This is a genomic window from Thalassospira sp. B30-1, assembly GCF_015767575.1.
In the GTDB taxonomy this organism is placed as follows: domain Bacteria; phylum Pseudomonadota; class Alphaproteobacteria; order Rhodospirillales; family Thalassospiraceae; genus Thalassospira; species Thalassospira xiamenensis.
This window is the reverse complement of sequence record NZ_CP065232.1, coordinates 3,746,569-3,764,826: the sequence shown is the minus strand read 5'-3', so window position 1 is coordinate 3,764,826 and position 18,258 is coordinate 3,746,569. Positions and strand designations below refer to the sequence as shown.

General features: G+C 54.5%; 19 protein-coding genes. 9 read left to right on the top strand and 10 right to left on the bottom strand.

Annotated elements, in window-relative coordinates; all coding sequences use genetic code 11:
* Positions 1–190: 190 nt before the first annotated feature.
* Positions 191–1,705, top strand: coding sequence for a choline-sulfatase (gene betC / locus IT971_RS17675; RefSeq protein ID WP_065701719.1), 1,515 nt, complete (start codon positions 191–193; stop codon positions 1,703–1,705).
* A 41-nt stretch (positions 1,706–1,746) separates the two neighbouring features.
* Here betC and IT971_RS17670 read toward each other — a convergent pair whose 3' ends face one another.
* Both IT971_RS17670 and IT971_RS17665 read right to left on the bottom strand, forming a co-directional pair.
* Positions 1,747–2,430, bottom strand: a complete 684-nt coding sequence (locus tag IT971_RS17670) for a glutathione S-transferase family protein (RefSeq protein ID WP_065701718.1) — start codon at positions 2,428–2,430, stop codon at positions 1,747–1,749.
* A 96-nt stretch (positions 2,431–2,526) separates the two neighbouring features.
* Positions 2,527–3,423 (bottom strand): branched-chain amino acid aminotransferase, encoded by an 897-nt coding sequence (locus IT971_RS17665; protein ID WP_065701717.1) that lies wholly within the window; start codon positions 3,421–3,423, stop codon positions 2,527–2,529.
* A 113-nt stretch (positions 3,424–3,536) separates the two neighbouring features.
* On the opposite strand from IT971_RS17665, the gene IT971_RS17660 reads away from it, so the two are divergent.
* From IT971_RS17660 to IT971_RS17650, 3 genes are all read left to right on the top strand, one after another.
* Positions 3,537–4,052 (top strand): MarR family winged helix-turn-helix transcriptional regulator, encoded by a 516-nt coding sequence (locus IT971_RS17660; RefSeq protein WP_065701716.1) that lies wholly within the window; start codon positions 3,537–3,539, stop codon positions 4,050–4,052.
* A 155-nt stretch (positions 4,053–4,207) separates the two neighbouring features.
* On the top strand, positions 4,208–4,936 hold the full coding sequence (locus IT971_RS17655) for a response regulator (protein ID WP_196871087.1): 729 nt from the start codon (positions 4,208–4,210) through the stop codon (positions 4,934–4,936).
* Between the two features lie 88 nt (positions 4,937–5,024).
* Positions 5,025–6,323, top strand: a complete 1,299-nt coding sequence (locus tag IT971_RS17650; protein ID WP_065702132.1) for an ATP-binding protein — start codon at positions 5,025–5,027, stop codon at positions 6,321–6,323.
* A gap of 76 nt (positions 6,324–6,399) precedes the next feature.
* Here IT971_RS17650 and IT971_RS17645 read toward each other — a convergent pair whose 3' ends face one another.
* A complete protein-coding gene (locus IT971_RS17645) occupies positions 6,400–7,095 on the bottom strand; it encodes a nitroreductase family protein (protein ID WP_065701714.1) in 696 nt (231 codons plus the stop codon).
* A 206-nt stretch (positions 7,096–7,301) separates the two neighbouring features.
* Positions 7,302–7,985 (bottom strand): GntR family transcriptional regulator, encoded by a 684-nt coding sequence (locus IT971_RS17640; RefSeq protein ID WP_065701713.1) that lies wholly within the window; start codon positions 7,983–7,985, stop codon positions 7,302–7,304.
* Between the two features lie 310 nt (positions 7,986–8,295).
* Between IT971_RS17640 and IT971_RS17635 the strand changes: the two genes are divergently transcribed.
* Positions 8,296–9,072 (top strand): ferredoxin--NADP reductase, encoded by a 777-nt coding sequence (locus tag IT971_RS17635; RefSeq protein WP_007090098.1) that lies wholly within the window; start codon positions 8,296–8,298, stop codon positions 9,070–9,072.
* Positions 9,073–9,307: 235 nt separating this feature from the next.
* On the top strand, positions 9,308–10,798 hold the full coding sequence (locus IT971_RS17630) for a PAS domain-containing methyl-accepting chemotaxis protein (RefSeq protein ID WP_007090097.1): 1,491 nt from the start codon (positions 9,308–9,310) through the stop codon (positions 10,796–10,798).
* A gap of 87 nt (positions 10,799–10,885) precedes the next feature.
* Here IT971_RS17630 and IT971_RS17625 read toward each other — a convergent pair whose 3' ends face one another.
* The 6 genes from IT971_RS17625 to IT971_RS17600 form a co-directional block, all read right to left on the bottom strand.
* Positions 10,886–11,230 (bottom strand): tRNA-binding protein, encoded by a 345-nt coding sequence (locus tag IT971_RS17625; RefSeq protein ID WP_007090096.1) that lies wholly within the window; start codon positions 11,228–11,230, stop codon positions 10,886–10,888.
* Between the two features lie 165 nt (positions 11,231–11,395).
* A complete protein-coding gene (locus IT971_RS17620; protein ID WP_007090095.1) occupies positions 11,396–11,848 on the bottom strand; it encodes a phasin family protein in 453 nt (150 codons plus the stop codon).
* A 199-nt stretch (positions 11,849–12,047) separates the two neighbouring features.
* Entirely contained in the window at positions 12,048–12,752 is a 705-nt protein-coding gene (locus IT971_RS17615) for a TetR/AcrR family transcriptional regulator (protein WP_065701712.1), read from the bottom strand.
* A gap of 25 nt (positions 12,753–12,777) precedes the next feature.
* The gene (gene proC / locus IT971_RS17610; RefSeq protein WP_065701711.1) at positions 12,778–13,593 is read right to left on the bottom strand and encodes a pyrroline-5-carboxylate reductase; all 816 of its coding nucleotides are present in this window, start codon (positions 13,591–13,593) and stop codon (positions 12,778–12,780) included.
* A gap of 352 nt (positions 13,594–13,945) precedes the next feature.
* A complete protein-coding gene (locus tag IT971_RS17605; RefSeq protein WP_007090092.1) occupies positions 13,946–14,452 on the bottom strand; it encodes a YbjN domain-containing protein in 507 nt (168 codons plus the stop codon).
* Between the two features lie 190 nt (positions 14,453–14,642).
* Positions 14,643–14,948: an accessory factor UbiK family protein gene (locus IT971_RS17600; RefSeq protein WP_007090091.1), complete on the bottom strand. Its 306-nt coding sequence runs from the start codon at positions 14,946–14,948 to the stop codon at positions 14,643–14,645.
* A gap of 256 nt (positions 14,949–15,204) precedes the next feature.
* Here IT971_RS17600 and rfaD point away from each other — a divergent pair, with 256 nt between their 5' ends.
* The 3 genes from rfaD to IT971_RS17585 all read left to right on the top strand — a co-directional run bounded on the left by rfaD (position 15,205) and on the right by IT971_RS17585 (position 18,255).
* Complete coding sequence (rfaD, locus tag IT971_RS17595; protein ID WP_065701710.1) at positions 15,205–16,188, top strand: ADP-glyceromanno-heptose 6-epimerase; 984 nt, start codon at positions 15,205–15,207, stop codon at positions 16,186–16,188.
* A 91-nt stretch (positions 16,189–16,279) separates the two neighbouring features.
* Positions 16,280–17,131, top strand: coding sequence for a prolipoprotein diacylglyceryl transferase (gene lgt / locus IT971_RS17590; protein WP_196871242.1), 852 nt, complete (start codon positions 16,280–16,282; stop codon positions 17,129–17,131).
* Complete coding sequence (locus tag IT971_RS17585; protein WP_065701708.1) at positions 17,128–18,255, top strand: class I SAM-dependent methyltransferase; 1,128 nt, start codon at positions 17,128–17,130, stop codon at positions 18,253–18,255. The genes lgt and IT971_RS17585 overlap by 4 nt, the downstream gene beginning before the upstream one ends.
* The last annotated feature ends 3 nt before the right edge of the window (positions 18,256–18,258 follow it).

Below are 18,258 nucleotides of genomic sequence, written 5' to 3'. Positions count from 1 at the left end.
GGCTTTCGCCATGGATCGATTTGTGAATTTAATGGAGCATATCAGATCAGCATCAAAAAGAATAAGCGGAGCTTCGCCAGAATGACGCACCACTTCCCTGCCATCACGCAGTTCCTTGCGGTGTCGGATCGTTCTGGCTGGTGCTGTCCGTCTTTTTCCGCGTGATACCCGTTAAAAAGCAGTACATTAAATGAAACGCCCGAATATCCTTATCGTGATGGCCGACCAGCTAAACGGAACGCTTTTCCCCGATGGCCCGGCTGAATTCCTCCATACCCCGCATCTTTCCGCCCTTGCGGCCCGGTCTGCGCGGTTTCGCAATTGCTATACCGCATCTCCGCTGTGTGCGCCGGGGCGGGCATCCTTCATGGCCGGACAATTGCCCAGTCGCACCCGGGTCTATGACAACGCCGCCGAATTCTGTTCCGACATTCCGACCTACGCCCATCATCTGCGCCGCGCGGGATATCACACCTGCCTGTCGGGCAAGATGCATTTTGTCGGCCCCGATCAGTTGCATGGCTTCGAAGAACGTCTGACCACCGATATTTATCCCGCCGATTTCGGCTGGACGCCCGATTATCGCAAGCCGGGCGAACGCATCGACTGGTGGTATCACAATCTGGGTTCTGTCACCGGGGCCGGCGTGGGCGAGATTTCCAACCAGATGGAATATGATGACGAGGTCGCCTATCACGCCACCCACAAGCTGTATGACCTGGCCCGGGGCAAGGATGACCGCCCATGGTGCCTGACCGTCAGCTTCACCCATCCCCATGATCCTTACGTCGCGCGCAGAAAATTCTGGGACCTTTACGAAGACTGCCCGGCGCTGGAACCCTCCGTGGCGGCGATCCCGTTTGATGAACAGGATGCCCATTCAAAACGCCTGATGGCGGCGTGCGACCATACCGCCTTTGACATTACCGATGACAATATCCGCCGGTCGCGCCGCGCCTATTTCGCCAATATTTCCTATATTGATGACAAGATCGGCGACATCATCGATGTGCTCGAACGCACCCTGCAGGTGGATAACACCATCATTCTGTTCCTGTCCGATCATGGTGATATGCTGGGTGATCGCGGCCTGTGGTTTAAAATGAGCTTCTTCGAAGGTTCGGCACGTGTGCCCTTGATGATGGCGGGGCCGAACATCAAACCGGGCAGCTACACCGATCCGGTATCGACCCTTGATGTCACGCCGACCCTTGCCGAACTGGCCGGTATCTCGCTTGACGATGTTATGCCCTGGACCGATGGAATCAGCCTCGTGCCCGGCTTTTCCGGCACCCGGCGCAGCGAACCCGTCCTGATGGAATACGCCGCCGAGGGATCAAACGCCCCGCTGGTCTGCATTCGCGACGGGCGCTGGAAATATGTTCATTGCGAACTCGATCCCGAACAGCTTTTCGATCTTGAAACCGATCCGGACGAATTGCGCAATCTGGCCCCCGATCCGGCATATGCCCGGCAGATTGATGCGTTTCGCAAGCAGCGCGATGCGCGTTGGGACATGGCGGCATTTGACAGTGCGGTTCGCGAAAGTCAGGCCCGGCGCTGGATCGTTTATCAATCGCTTCGCAACGGCGCCTATTTCCCCTGGGATTACCAGCCCCTGCAAAAGGCATCTGAACGCTATATGCGCAATCACATGGACCTCAATCAGCTGGAAGAGAGTCAACGTTTCCCGCGTGGGGAATAGATATCTGCGATATACCAGAACCGCCTTGGGGATGATCCGGCTTAAGGAGACGGCTGACCTTGGTCATGGGTTTGACCGCTATAGCCGGTTTGCACCATTGATGGACGGGCGCAGAAATCCTCATACCATTGGTTCAGCCTCGGGCGACCGGTTCTGAAATCGGCCAGTTCGCGAAACGCGATCCAGTCAAGCCCGGTCGCAAGCGCGATTTGACCTCCATTGAGCGGCGCTTGGGGATCAAGTTCGTTTTCCAGATAGTCAAATGCTTCGATCAGCTTGGTTTTCTGTCCCTCGGCCAGCGGCGGATACCGCAGGTTTTCCGGGCGACGATTGGTTTCCCAGCGATAAGCCACACCGGCATCACAGATACCCTGCGCCAATGCCTGCAAACGCAGCACCTGCCAGCGTTCCGTGCCCGCCACCGGGATCAGCTTCCGACTGGTATGCAGGCTATCAAGATATTCGCAGATCACGTCCGAATCAAACAGGGCCATGCCATCTGGCAGGATCAGAACCGGGACCTTGCCCAGCGGATTGGCTCTAAAAACCCGGTCATTGCGATTGGTCGGGCTGGTTTCCTGATGGATGACCTCGATCCGGTTGCCCAATCCGCATTCAAGGGCAAAGACCAGTGCCTTGCGCGCAAATGGGGAATGGGTCTGATACAGCAGGGTATGATTGCCGTTTTGTATATCATCAGACTTTTGTGAAAATGGCGTCGTCATGATGCGTTTTGTCCCTGGATCAAAAAATAGCCCGGCAAACGGATGCCGGGCTATTTTTCATTAAAAGTGAATAATCGGGCTGATTATTGAATTTTACTACTCGGCGGCAACAGCTTCTTTTTCACCGCGCACCAGCGCCATATAGTCTTCCATCAGCGTCTTGCAGACATGGGCCGGGGTGAAGGTGTAATCGGCGATGGAGGCCACCGGGGTCACTTCGGCTGCCGTCCCGGTCAGGAAGCATTCCTCGAATCCCGCCATTTCTTCGGGCATGATCGCCCGTTCAATCACCTCGAAACCGCGCGCTTTGGCAAGCCCGATCACGGTGCGGCGCGTAATACCATCCAGGAAGCAATCCGGGGTCGGGGTATGGATTTTGCCGTCCTTGACAAAGAACACGTTCGCCCCGGTCGCCTCGGCAATCTGACCGCGGTAGTCAAGCATCAGCGCATCGGCAAAACCGTTGCGTTCCGCTTCATGTTTCGACAGGGTGCAGATCATGTAAAGACCGGCTGCCTTGGCCGAAGTCGGCGCGGTATTCGGGGCCGGACGGGCCCATTTCGAAAGCGCCAGACGGATGCCTTTCAGGCGTTCTTCCGGTTTGAAATAGCTGGGCCATTCCCATGTGGCAATCGCGACATTGATGCGCGTGGTCTGGGCTGAAACGCCCATCATTTCACTGCCGCGCCATGCTATACGACGGATATAGCCATCGGTGATATTGTTGGCCGCAAGCGTTTCAATGACCGCATCATCAAGTTCGGCCGCGCTGTAAGGCACTTTCATATCGAGAATCTCACCCGATTTGATCAGACGCTGGCCATGTTCGGCAAGTTTGAACACTTTGCCGTTATAAGCCCGTTCCCCTTCGAAGACAGCACTGCCATAATGGACCGCATGGCTCAGCACATGGAGGGTGCTTTCACGCCAGGGTTTAAGTTCGCCATTATACCAGATAAAACCATCACGGTTGTCGAAGGTCGGAGTGATCATTTGCCAGATTCCAATTCAAAAGGGCACTTGGACGTAACTTTATGTCCTTAATTGTCTGGCCGGAGTAACATTCATCGATTAATATGTCAATATAACTGACATAACGGAAAAGCATGGCTGATATCTCAACACGCAAGGTAAACCCGCTTTTTCTGCGGGAAGAAGAGCTTAGGCAAGGTATTGAACTGCTGTTCTATGCCTATCGCGATTTCACGGCAGTGGCAGATCAGATACTTGAGCAATATAATTTTGGTCGCGCCCACCACCGGGTCATTTATTTCGTCAGCCGCAACCCCGGCATTACGGTAAGCGAGCTTCTGTCGATTCTTAAAATTACCAAGCAGTCCCTGTCGCGTGTTTTGGGCCAACTGGTGCGCGAAGGCTTCATCGATCAGAAAACCGGTGTGCAGGATCGTCGCCAGCGGCTTTTGACCCTGACGGAAAAGGGCGAAGCGCTGGAACGTGAACTGACCGAAAATCAGCGCAGCCTGATCGCGGCCGCCTATCGCGAAGCCGGGGCCGAAGCGGTTGAGGGTTTTCGCAAGGTGATGCTGGGCATGCTCGAAGAACCCGACCGGGCCCGTTTCACCGATGACAACCCGCCCGGTATGCGCCGGCGGGCGAGTTAGCGATGTTTCGTTAAAATTTTTTATCGCGATAATCACCGGATCAGGATGCTGACCTGATCCGGTGTCTTTTGGACAGATACAATTTTGAAACTTTTTTTTGCCTAACTCGCATAGGATAAAGCGTTTCAGATGTTCAGGTTTCAGGAGAGCCGTGTATGAGCCGTCACGATCAGCCGCACATTCTTGTGGTCGATGACGATGACCGTCTGCGGGATTTGCTGACCCGTTATCTGGGCGAAAACGGCTTTGTGGTTTCGGCCGCGCGAAATGCTGCTGAAGCGCGATCCAGCCTTGCCGGCATGCAGTTTGATCTTCTGGTGCTGGATGTTCTGATGCCCGGAGAGAAGGGGGTTGACCTTGCGCGTAGCTTACGCGGCGAGGGGACGAAGGTGCCGATCCTTCTGCTGACAGCACTTTCGGAAACCGAAGACCGCATTTCCGGGCTTGAGGCGGGGGCGGATGATTACCTTGCCAAACCGTTCGAGCCCCGTGAGCTTGTCCTTCGGATCGAAGCCATTTTGCGTCGCTATGCCCAAGTACCAGCGCCGTCAGATGAGAACGCGCGCGATGACAAATCCACCATGTCGCAGTTTGGCAACTTCACCTTTGACCTCAGTCGGATGACGTTGCAGCGCGGATCGGAGCATATCTATCTGACAAGTGCCGAGCAGGCGCTTCTGGCCGCTCTTGTCCGCAGGCGCGGTGAAACAACAACGCGTGAAGACCTTCACCAGATGATGGGCGGAAATGCCGTTGATCCCGGCGCATCGCGCAGCATTGATGTGCAGGTGACGCGCCTTCGGCGCAAGTTCGAGGAAGACCCGAAACAACCAAGATACTTGCAGACGGTACGCGGACGGGGCTATGTCCTGTATGTTGATTAACACAGATTGGCCGAACCGCCGACTGGCCAGTGACGGATAGGGATTAAGGGTTTTGGGCAGCGAAAACGCAGGATGGATCAAGTCACTTATGCCGAAAGGTCTTTTAGGCCGGTCGCTTCTGATCCTGATGACGCCGATGCTGCTGTTGCAGATCGTCACCGTGCTGATCTTTTTCGAACGGCATTGGGATACGGTCGCGCGCCAGCTAAGCCGTGGTCTTGCCGGTGATGTTGTTTTCGTCATTGATTATCTTGGCGAATATCCGGATGCGGAGCATTTTGAGTGGCTGCAGCATTCCGCACGCACGCGTTTGCAGCTTGATATCCTGTTTGAACCCGATGAAATCCTTGAGCAGCAGATTACCCAACCGCCTTTCGGGCTGGTGTCGCAGGAACTGTTCACCGCGTTGGATGAGCGTCTGGAGCGCCCATTCTTCTTTGATCTTGATGTCGATGACCGCCAGCTTGAAATTCGGGTACAGTTGAAGGACGGAGTCCTTTCCATCATTGCCCCGCGAAAGCGTCTTTATTCGTCTACCACTTATATCTTCTTTATGTGGATCGCGGGTTCCGCCCTGATCCTGTATGGCGTTGCCGTGATGTTCATGCGCAATCAGGTCCGTCCGATCCGTCGTCTTGCCAAGGCCGCCGATCAGTTTGGTCGCGGTGTGGAGGTCGACACCTTCAAACCCGAAGGTGCGGCCGAGGTGCGATTGGCTGCATCTTCCTTCATTTCGATGCGCGACCGTATCGCACGTCATCTATCACAACGGACCGCCTTGCTGGCCGGGGTGTCGCATGATCTTCGCACGCCGCTGACGCGCATGAAGCTGGAACTGGCGATGCAGGGTTCGTTGCCCGGTGTTGATGCGCTTAAGCAGGATGTTGTCGACATGGAACGTATGGTCGATGCCTATCTGGCGTTTGCGCGCGGCGAAGAAGGCGAAAAGGCCGAGCCAACCGATATTGGCAAGCTGATTACCGATCAGGTTGGGGAAGCACTGCGCGATGGCCAGCAGATTGATCTGCACATCGCCGATAGTCTGGAAATGGAACTGCGTCCGCAATCCGTGCGGCGTTGTCTTGCCAATATCATGTCCAATGCCGGGCGGTATGCCAATAATCTGTCGGTTCGCGCGGGACGTCGCGGGCAGGATTATGAAATTGTCTTTGACGATGATGGTCCGGGTATTCCGGCTGACAAGCGCGAAGACGTTTTCAAGCCGTTCTATCGTCTTGAGGAATCGCGTAATCAGGCGACGGGTGGTGTCGGTCTTGGCATGACAATTGCGCGTGATTCAGCGCGTGGCCATGGCGGTGATGTCTACCTTGAAGATGCGCCGGGCGGCGGGCTTCGCGTCCGTCTTGTTCTGCCGATCGGGCATTAAGCGTCTTTGGAATGTTAAATAGAAAACCCCAAGCCCCGCCGTGCCGCGGGGCTTCTTGTTTTGGGGTTGATGTGTTTCAGAAGAAAGTCGCGATTTCCGAAAGGTCTTTTTTCTCCGTCGCATGTTTCGGGATCGTCGCATCCGCTGCCGGATATCCGGTGACCAGCAGGATATAGGGCTTGTTGTGGTCCGGGCGTTGGCAGATTTCGGTCAGGAAGCTCATCGGGTTTGGCGTATGTGTCAGTGTCGCAAGCCCCGCACGATGCAGGGCCGCGATCAGAAAGCCGGTTGCGATGGAAACGGATTCCGGCACGTAATAGTTTTTGCGCAACTTCCCGTCAGCCGACGCACTTTTACGTTCGCCGAAAATGCAAATCAGCCATGGTGCGATTTCCAGAAACGGTTTGCTGTCATCCGTGCCCAAGGGGCGAAGAGCTTCGATCCATTCTTCGCCAGCGCGGCCGGCATAAAATGCGCGTTCTTCTTCCTCGGCGGCGGTGCGGATTTTCTTTTTCATCGCCGGATCGCCGATAACCGAAAAATGCCATGGCTGATGATTGGCCCCATTGGGGGCCGTACCCGCCGCACGAATGCATGTTTCGATGATGTCGCGTGGCACCGGCCGATCCGAAAATTCGCGTACCGTGTGGCGCGTACGGATTTCATCATAAAATGCCTGCGCACCAAGGCGCATCTCGTCAATCGGTCGTTCCTGATAATCGGGCAACGGGATCGGTAAAAATTCGGTGGTCGGGGTGGGGCGGTTTGTCATGGTGCTCTCTAATATTTGTTTGTTTAAATTGTCAGACAATCGTAATCGAGGGAATTCGGGGATGCAAGTTTCATGTCCAGCGCCGATAAAGGAGTTGATGAAGGACCCGGGATAGACTGGCAATCTGGTTCGGAGATGTGCCGTGAGGTGGGGTTCTATGCGGTCGCACATCCGGCAAGGGACCGGGTTGGCAGGGGGAATAGCCGTCAGTCTGCCGGGCTTTCGGCGAAATGATTGTCAGGCAGCGATTGAACCAATTGGCGCGAATGATCGACATGATCAATCATGATAGCCTCGGCTTTGGCGGCATCCCCGCTGCGAACTGCGTCAACAATGTCACGATGCCGGGTATTGGTTTGCAGGACCTTGTCATCAGCGACCAGAACGCGGAATTGCAGCCAATAAACACTGTTGGAAATCCGTCGCAACTGTTCACATAAAAGCGCGTTGCCGGTGACATCGGCAAACAGCATATGGAAGGCAAGGTTGTGGCGCGACATGGCGGCAAGGTCGTTACGGGTTTCGGCAGTGTCCAGCTCGGCCTGGATGGCAAGCAATTTCGACGCATCGTTTTGAAGTGTCGGGGTTGCCAGCCGCACGGCAAGGCCTTCAAGCGCACCCCGCACGACAAACAGATCATCGACTTCGCGTCGTGTCATGTGGCGCACGCTGACCCCGCGATAGGGTTGGCTGTGCAGTAGCCCGTCTGCGGTCAATTGACGAAAGGCTTCGCGAACGGATGGACGGCTGACGCCAAGGCGTTTGGCAAAATCGATTTCCGTCAGACGTTGACCCGGTACCAAGCGCCCGTCGCGCACTGCATTGGTGATGGCACCTGAAACCTGCTGAACGGTCAGACTATCGTTGGGTAATGCGGCGGTTTCTGTCATTTTTCACCGGATTGCGATGGATCATTGCCGTGCGGCGCATCGTAGCCTATCTATGGGGCAGTTCGCGTTTGCGATATAGACCTGATGCGATTATCGTGCACTATTGTCAGACAATATTCTACACTTAATTTGTATATTTATATGTTGTCTTACATAAAAATACACAAATGATGAATGTTTTCTTGCGATATACGTTTGGTTGATGTTAAATCGCGTCAACTTGGCATGGATATGGTGCTGGGAAAGTGTGTCCGTCGTTCCCGCCACGGTCCAGTAGAAAGCTTTAGACGAAACGGATTGATGCAGCGTTATGGCCAGCAATTTAAACGAAGAAACAGTCACTTACGTCCATCACTGGACCGACACCCTCTTCACATTCAAAACCACCCGTGATCCGGGGTTCCGGTTCATCAACGGTCAGTTTGCCATGATTGGACTCGAAGTCGAAGGCAAGCCGCTTTTGCGCGCTTATTCGATGGTGAGTGCCAATTATGACGAAGAGCTTGAATTCTTTTCGATCAAAGTGCCAAACGGTCCGCTGACATCACGTTTGCAGCATATCAAGGTAGGTGACAAGATCCTGGTCGGGCGCAAGCCGACCGGCACCCTGATCCATGACAACCTGCTGCCGGGCAAAAACCTCTGGCTGCTGTCGACCGGCACCGGTCTGGCCCCGTTCATGAGCGTTATTCGCGACTATGAAACCTACGAGCGCTACGACAAGGTCATTCTTGTTCATGGTTGCCGCGAGGTTCGCGAACTGGCCTATCAGGAATTCATCCATAGCGAACTGCCCAACAATGAATTCTTTGGCGAGGAAGTGACCAAAAAGCTTCTGTACTATCCGACCGTCACCCGCGAGGAATTCAAACATCAGGGCCGCATCACCGACCTGATGACGTCTGGCAAACTTTACGATGATCTTGGCCTGCCCAAGCCGACCCTTGAAGATGATCGCTTCATGCTGTGCGGCAACCCGGAAATGATTGCTGAAACCCGCCAGATGCTGATCGATTGGGGCGGCAAGGAAGGCAATATGAACGAGCCGGGTCATTTCGTGATCGAGAAGGCATTCGTCGAGAAGTAATACGTTTCAGCGAAAGAAATTGCTTAATCAAAGGCGCACTTTCGGGTGCGCTTTTTTGTTTGTATCCGTTAAGGTGCTGATAAATTTTAGTTTTCTGGGAATACTATTTATCGTTTAACACTCCCCATATGGGGATATGGCGGCCTATACACCTGTATTATCTTCTTGGCAGTTCCCAGCCAGATCGCGGAAACAGCTTTGACGCTCTGGCACTCTGATTTTCAAGAGGTGTATGATGTCTGTGTTGAGCTTCCTTTCGTCGAAAAAGAACGGTCTGGCTTCCGAAACTCTGGTTGCGCTGGAGAAATCACTGGCCGTGATCGAATTCAAGACCGATGGTACGATCACTCGTGCCAATGAGAATTTTCTGAACGTCGTTGGTTACGATCTTTCCGAAATCGTTGGTAAACATCATCGTATTTTCGTGCCTGCTGAAATGCGCATGACACCGGAATATGATTTGTTCTGGAAGGATCTGGCGGCGGGTGAATTCAAAAGCGAGGCATTTCCGCGTATCACCAAAAGCGGAAAACAGGTCTGGATCGAGGCTACCTACAACCCGGTCTTTGATGCCCGCGGCAAAGTTGCAAAAATCGTCAAGTTTGCGTCCGATATTACCGCACGTCAGGAGAAACTTGCAGAACTTGATGGCAAGGTAAACGCAATTGGTCGCAGTCAGGCGGTGATTGAGTTTGATCTGGAAGGTACAATCCGGGACGCGAACGACAATTTCCTGTCTGTAATGGGGTATGAGTTGTCTGAAATTCAGGGCAAACATCACAAGATGTTTGTCGAGCCGGAATATGCAAATAGCGCAGACTATGCGGATTTCTGGAAAAGCCTGCGTGCGGGCAATTTCACATCGCAACAGTTCAAACGTATTGCCAAGGGTGGTCGCGTGGTGTGGATTGAGGCATCCTATAACCCGATCTTTGATCCAAATGGGGTGCCCTACAAGGTCGTCAAGTTTGCAACCGATGTGACCGAGCAGGTCAATTTGCTGATCGATCTGAAGTCTATGATCGATAACAACTTTTCCGATATTGATCTCAGCCTTCACCAGTTGGATGAAAAGTCAATCTTTGCTGCGACGGTTTCCAGCGAAACGTCGGCAAATGTACAGGCCGTCGCCGCCGGTTCCGAGCAGCTGGCCGCGTCAATCGCAGAAATTTCACGCAGCATGTCTGAAGCCAGAATGTCCACCGATCAGGTATTTGAAAAAACGGTTCTGGCTGGTCAATCAACCGACAAAATGAACGAGGTTGTTGCGGCAATGGGCAATATCGTCGAGGTGATCCAGAATATTGCCAGCCAGATCAACCTGCTTGCGCTGAATGCAACAATCGAATCTGCACGCGCCGGTGAAGCTGGAAAAGGTTTTGCGGTTGTTGCGACCGAGGTCAAAAATCTTGCCAATCAGGCCGCGCGGGCAACCGAGCAGATTTCCGGCGAGATCGGGGGAATTCAAACCATTGCGAGTGAAGTTGTCGGGGTGCTTGGCTCCATCCGCAGCGATGTTGAAACCGTTCTGAACAATGTCACGACAATTTCTTCGGCAGTCGAAGAACAGAGTGCTGTGACCCAAGAGGTTTCTGGCAACATGCAAAGCATGGCGAGCTCAGTCGAAAGTTTCGCATCCACAATCGATCAGATCAAGTCGTCGGCAATCAGTGTAGCCGGGACGGTTGGACGGACGCGGGAAGCAGCAATGGTTCTGGCGCGTTAAGAAAACAGAAATATAGGTGGGGAAGAGGGCGTGGCCGGATTAAGGCCACGCCCTTTTTTGTGCCGGATTGGCGGTGGGGAAAGCATCCTAGAACAGGCGTCCGCCATTGGGGATGTTGCGTTCCGGTGCGATCAGGACGATGCCTTTGTCGTCCTCGCCATCGGGGAAGCCGAGGCAGAGGAATTCGGACATGAAAGGACCAACCTGTTTTTTGGGGAAATTGACCACACCGGCGACCTGGCGGCCGATCAGGCTTTCGGGCGTGTAATATTTGGTGATCTGGGCTGATGTTTTGCGGGTGCCGATTTCAGGGCCGAAATCCACCCAGAGCTTTAAAGCCGGGCGGCGGGCTTCGGGGAATTCCTGTGCATCGATAACCGTGCCAATGCGGATATCCACCTTCAGGAAATCTTCAAAACTGATCTCGCTCATAAATCTTTCTCCGTTGAATTTGAGCCAGATTAGCGGGGGCACGGTTTGCCGTTAAGGGTTTATCGATGCGTTTGACCAGATCAGGAGTTTGGGCAAAAGCACAAATAAAAACGGCAGAGCCAGAAGGCTCTGCCGGAAGTTGATAACGGGAAGTTATCAGCTAGATTATTTCGCAGTGGCGGTCTTTTCGATCGCGGACTTGAATTCGTCCAGGGATTCGGTAAAGCGGCTCTGCAGAAGAGCAAGAGCTTCTTCCTGAGACTTGCTTACCAGACCGGACAGTTCCTTGGCATTGGCGAGGGCTTCTTCGTAAGCGGCTTTCGCAGCTTCGGTCTGCTTTGCAGCAGCGGCCATCGGGTTGTCAGCAGGAGTAGCAGCGAAATCTTTGCCCTGGGTCTGAACTTTATCCAGCAGCGTTTTGAAAATTTCGCTCTGACGCTGAGCAACAGCCTGGAAACCATCGAAGGCAACCTTGTTGGCTTTGGTCAGGGCTTCAACGTTTTTACGCTGAAACGCCATCATCTCGTTCACGTCGACACCCGGCATTTTGAAATCTGCAGTGTATTTGGTGAAGTCGAGATCGAAGAACGGGTTGGTAGCCTTTTTAGCGGCAGTCATGGTGTGCGCTCCATCAGCAATTTGCAACAGATGTGGAATGAGGCGCTATTGTGCGCCGCACAAATTCAACTGCAATATGAAGGAATGAACCGTTTTCGTCAAGGTTTATTTTGCAGCGCACAAAAACTTCATGGTTTGGTTTTTGTTTGATGAAATAACCTTGGGTTATGTTGTGATTGCCCTGTTTCAGATCAGATACTTAGGATGCCGTGCTGTTATTTTCAGTCGTCGGCGACGTCTGTTCTGTGTGATCGGTTCGGCGACATTTTTGGGCAAACCGGTCACATTTTTTTTGAATTTTTCCGCAAGTCCGGCTTAGGCGGGAAATACCGGTACCGATCCGTTTATCCCATTCGCTGCCGCGCGATAGTGCGCGATCAAGGGCGGCCATTGTCGGACCGAAGTCGGCGGTTTCATCCTCAAGCCATTGTCTGAAGCACCGGGCATAAATCGTGCCCATCCCGGCCACACGCAGGCTGCCATGCAGGCCGCCGGTGGTGAAGCCGCTGGCATCAAGCATCCAGCGCATCGAACCGAAATGGGTTTTGATCGCGCGCATTGTATCAGCCGGGCCAAGGTCGCCGCCACTGGCGATGATCGACCGAAGGGCGGGGCGATAGGGCATCAGTGCATCGAACCGCGCCATCATCACGGCGATCAGGCGATCATGCCCCGGTTCATCGAAATCGGCGGGATCAAGATCGGCAAGAACAATCCGGTCAATCCGGCGCACGAATTGGCGCAGGATATCGGCCTTGCTTCTGAAGTGATCAAAAGCCACGCCAATGTCGACATTGGCAGCCTGCGCAATATCGATCATGGTGACGTCATGCCAGCGCCCTGATGCGGCCAGTTCCATGGCTGCATCGATCAGTGTGGTTTGCGGATCTTTCTTTGCCGGCATGATCGTCTCCTTGATCGGTTTGTGCTTAGCCCGCCAGTTCGACGGAACGTTTCCGGGCGGCTTCAACCGCGCGGGTCATCAGGTCGGGCAGGCCGTTCTGGGTATCCATCAGTACCGAAAGTGCTGCCGCCGTCGTGCCACCGGGGCTGGTAACATTTTCGCGCAGGGTCGCCGCGGTTTCTTCGCTGGCGTCAAGCAGGAAACCGGCGCCGACAACCGTCTGGCGGGCGAGCATCATTGCCTGATCGGCTGGTAGTCCCGCGGATTCGCCCGCCTGTGCCATGGCTTCGACCAGATGGAAGATATAGGCCGGCCCACTGCCCGAAAGGGCGGTGACAGCATCCATCAGGCTTTCATCGCTTACCCACGATACCATGCCAACCGTGGCCAAAAGCGTTTCGCACATATCGCGCTGCGCCTGACTGACATTATCGGTCGGGCACATCACGGTCATGCCACGCGATACGGCAGCCGGGGTATTGGGCATGGCGCGCACAATGCGTGCGGTTTCGCCAAGGTGTCCTGCAAAAAAGCCGATGGTTTTTCCTGCGGCAACCGACAGGAAAACCGTTTCAGCCCGGACCAGCGGTTTGTAATCTTCGATCACATCGGGCAGGACCTGTGGCTTGACGGCAAACAGCACGACTTGCGGGATGAAATCCTGCGGGACTTCGGTGATATCGGTAATGCCGTGCACGCCATAGCGGGTTGAGAGTTTCTCGGCGGCTTCGGCCTGTTCGATAATATAGACATTATCCGATTTAAGCCCTTTGGCCAGCCAGCCTTCCAGCATGGCACTGCCCATTTTGCCACAGCCGACCAGCAATAGACGCGTATTCATGAAATCTGCTCCGATTTTTCCATCCCTGACTGCCGAATATGTGTGGATCAGCAATCGCAATGCAATGCCGTAGCGATGTTCTGAAGGTGGGTCAAGTCGGTGACAGGGGCAAGGGGCGTGAGGAAATTCACAACAGTTTGCCCTCAGATATCACGCTGCGGGGTGTTTTTCTGACAACACCAATCCGCGCGGGATTTTGTATCGTCCGGGGTATTGTTCAAGCCTCTCGACCGGGATTTATATCGTGATGACCATTCGCGTGTGGTGGAGAAAATTTTTCAGCGCCCGCAAACAGAAAGGGTCGGCACACGGTCCGACCCCATTGAAAATGCGTCTGGTGGTAACGCGCCGCCTATGCCTGGCCGACAGGTTCCAGCATAGAATGGGTCAATGCCTCGTCCGGGGTTTTGCCCTGACCCAGCACAAAGTTGAAAGCCGGGAAAAAGCGTTCGCATTCGGAGATGGCGATATCAATCAGTTCTTCGAACTGTTCGACCATCGGCGGGACATCGCCGCCAAACAGAAGCGTATGGCGGAACAGCGGCATGTTTTCATCCAGCCACAATCCGAAATGGCCGAGCCAAAGCTGTTCATTGCATTTTGCCAGCAATTCGTAGATGCGCGGGCGCAGCGGCTCGGGAACGAACAGGTCATAGCAGCAGGCAATGTGAAGCGCTTCGGCATCTTCGCGCCAGGTGAAATAGACCAGATACGTGCACCAGTGCGCCGGGATTTCGACAACGACTTCATCGTCGCTGCGACGTTCCACGTGCCAGTCATTGGTGCGGGCGATATCTTCAACAAGCAGCAACGGATTTTCGTCACCGAGGTCGCCGATATCTTCCAGGTGGTCGTTCATATAAATTTGCCAGTCTCTGCATATGCGAAAGGGCGCGCACTATATGCCGGTGCCCGCCGCGTTTCAACCGCCCCGCGACGCGTGACGGAAATGAATTTCAAATGATCGGCAATCCGCTGTCCCTGGCCGACCTTTCCGCGGCCCTGCGATGAACGGCGTTCCTTGCCTGTATGTGGGGATGATTTCCCGGTTATGCGTCTTTTTTTGCTGCCGGTTTGCTGCTGGTGCGTTTGGTGGCCGGTTTTTCAGCTTTTGCCAGACGATCTTCGAGTTCTGCAATCCTGGCTTCGAGGCCGTCGATGCGTTCAGCCGCGCGGATGGCGACATCGTGAATGACATCGAATTCTTCACGGGTGACCATGTCCATCCCCGCCAGGATTTTTTCAAACTGCTGGCGGACAAGTGCATCGATCTCGCCTTTGACACCGGTCATGGTTCCGAGGGCGGAATTGGTGACACGGGTCAGGTCGTCAAGAATACGGTTATTGATCTGCATCTTTGTCTCCGGCTTTTGGCGGTATCTGTGTGTTACGGCATATCCGCAAAACATGCGCATAATATGGGCTTTGCACAGCGCAAGGCAAGTTGATCGTCAATCAGGCACCTGTAAAGGAAAAACAAACGGCTTTCCTTGCCCCGGATCGGGGCGGGGCCTATAAAGTTGTCAGTTTTCATAATTGATTGCCCCAAAGGCCCGACAGGGTCGCAGCAAGGGCTGGCGCACAAGGCCAATGTGCCGCGAGGAGAATGCAATGCTGATCGTAACCGGTGGTGCCGGATTTATCGGGTCCAATATCGTGGCCGCCCTTGAAGAACGCGGTGAAAACGACATTGTGGTCGTTGACCGTCTGCGCGACGGGATCAAATGGAAAAACATCGCAAAACGTAACCTGCGCGATATCGTTCATCCCGATGATCTGCCTGCGTTTCTGGACGCGCATAACGATATCAAGGCGATTTTTCACATGGGCGCGATTTCGGCCACCACCGAACGCGATGCCGACAAGATCGTGCAGAACAATTTCAAACTGACCACCTGGCTTTGGGAATGGTGTGCGCGCCATTCATCGCGGTTGATCTATGCATCCTCGGCGGCGACCTATGGCGATGGCAAGCAGGGCTTTAACGACAGTTTTGATCAGGGTGATCTGGCAAAACTGGCACCGCTGAATGCTTATGGCTGGTCAAAACATGCAACCGACCGCCGGTTCAGAACCATCCTTGATCAGAACGGTTTCCGTCCGAAACAGTGGGCCGGGCTTAAATTCTTTAACGTCTATGGCCCGAACGAATATCACAAGGGCGGCATGCGATCGGTCGTGTCGCAGATGTTTGACAAGCTTTCGGCGGGTGAAACCGCAACCCTTTTCAAATCGCATCATCCCGACTACGAGGATGGCGGGCAGCTTCGCGATTTTGTCTGGGTCGGGGATGTTGTCGATATCATCATGTGGCTTTACGACAACCCGCAGGTTAGCGACCTGTTTAACGTCGGCACCGGCAAGGCACGCAGTTTCAAGGATCTGGCGCTTTCGGTATTCAGTGCGATTGGCAAGGAACCCGATATTCAGTATGTGCCAACACCTGAAAGCATTCGCGACAAATACCAGTATTTCACCGAGGCCAATATGGCCAAACTGCGTGCGTGCGGATACGGTGCGAACATGACCCCGCTTGAAGAAGGGGTGCGGCAATATATTCAGGATTACCTCGCGACCGAGGACCCGTTCCGTTGATCCGATGCCGGGCAGGGCGTCTTGCCATGTTCCTGCCCTGATCGTTTGCGACCAGTCGGTAAATTAACAAACATACGTCACGGAGTTTCCCCTGATGCTAAGCCTTGCCTTTCCGGCGATTGATCCGATCGCGATCTCTATCGGTCCGATTGCAATCCGCTGGTATGCCCTTGCCTATATTGCCGGGTTGCTGCTTGGCTGGCGGTATGTGGTTTATTACTGTGCCAAGACGCCCAACATCATGAGCAAACGCGACATTGATGATTTGCTGTTCTGGGCGACGCTTGGCGTCATTCTTGGCGGGCGTACGGGATATATCCTGTTTTACAATCTGGAATATTACATGGCGAACCCGGCCAATATCCTGAAAGTATGGCAGGGTGGCATGGCGTTCCATGGCGGGTTCATGGGCGTGATCGTGGCGATCATCCTGTTTGCGCGCAAACGCGGCATTTCGATTCTGGCGGTACTGGATGCGGCGGCGGTGGCAACGCCGATCGGGCTGTTTTTCGGGCGGATCGCCAATTTCATCAATGGCGAGCTGTTTGGCCGTGTGACCGATTCCCCGATTGGCATGGTGTTTCCAAATGGCGGGCCGGAACCGCGCCACCCAAGCCAGCTTTACGAAGCTGCGCTTGAAGGTCTGATCCTGTTTATCGTGCTGTTTGCCCTGTCGCGCAGTGCCTATGTCCGCCATCGGCCGGGTATTCTTGGCGGAACATTCGTTGCCGGTTATGGCATTTCGCGCATCATCGTGGAATTTTTCCGCCAGCCCGATGCGCAGCTTGGCTTCCTGACATTCGGGGCAACCATGGGGCAGTTGCTTTCGATCCCGATGGTTCTGGCCGGTATTGGCTGCATAGTGTTTGCGATGAAATCCGATCCGATTGAAACGCGCAAGCTTCCAAAAGAAGACCAGCCAAAAGACGGACAGAAGGCGTGACCGAGACTTCCGAAAACCCGCTGCTTGATCATCTGAAACGGCGCATCGCCCTTGGCGGGCCGATCACGATTGCCGATTTCATGAGTGACGCGCTCGCCCATCCCGAGTATGGCTATTACCGCAAACAGGACCCGTTCGGGCGCAAGGGTGATTTCATCACCGCGCCTGAAATCAGCCAGATGTTTGGCGAATTGATCGGGCTTTGGGCGGCGGTGACATGGCAGCAGATGGGAAGCCCGCGCAAGATCAATCTGGTGGAGCTGGGACCAGGGCGCGGGACGCTGATGGCCGATGCCCTGCGTGCGGTGCGCAATGTGCCGGGGCTTTCCGATGCGTTAACCGTGCGGTTTGTTGAAACCAGTCCGGTCCTTAGAACCCATCAGCAAACCGCGATCATGCCCTATGGCATTCCAGCAACGTGGCACGAGGCATTTGACGATATTCCGGTCAGTGGCAATGCGCCGATGATTGTGATCGGCAACGAGTTTTTCGATGCCCTGCCGATCCGTCAGTTTGAACGCGCAAGCCATGGCTGGTGCGAACGGCTGGTTGGGGTGGATGCCAATACGGGTGAACTTGGGTTCGTGCGCGGGGCGGAAACGCCGGTGACGGATGCGCTGGTGCCAGCCACATTGCGTGGCACGGCAAAGCCCGGCGATATTTTTGAAAGCTGCCCGGCGGCGATTGCGATTGCAGATCAGGTCGCGCGCCGCCTGAACGCGGTTGGCGGCGCGGCTTTATTCATTGATTACGGCCATCCCCACAGTGCGTTTGGTGATACCTTGCAGGCGCTTAAGGACCATAAATATCATCCGGTTCTGGAGCAGCCCGGTGATGCGGACCTGACCGCGCATGTTGATTTTGCCGCCATCGGGCGGGCAATGCTGGAAGCGGATGCGCGGATCGGTGCGGTCCTGACGCAGGGCACGTTCCTTCGGATGCTGGGTATTGAACAGCGTGCCGAACTTTTGAAAGAAGGTGCCGATGATGTGCAGGCAAAATCGATTGATGCGGCCTTGGCACGCCTGATCGATGCCGATCAGATGGGAACCCTTTTTAAAGTGCTGATCGGATATGGTCGCGAAACGGCGCCGCCACCTTGTGTCAGCGGTGCCGAAGGATGACGG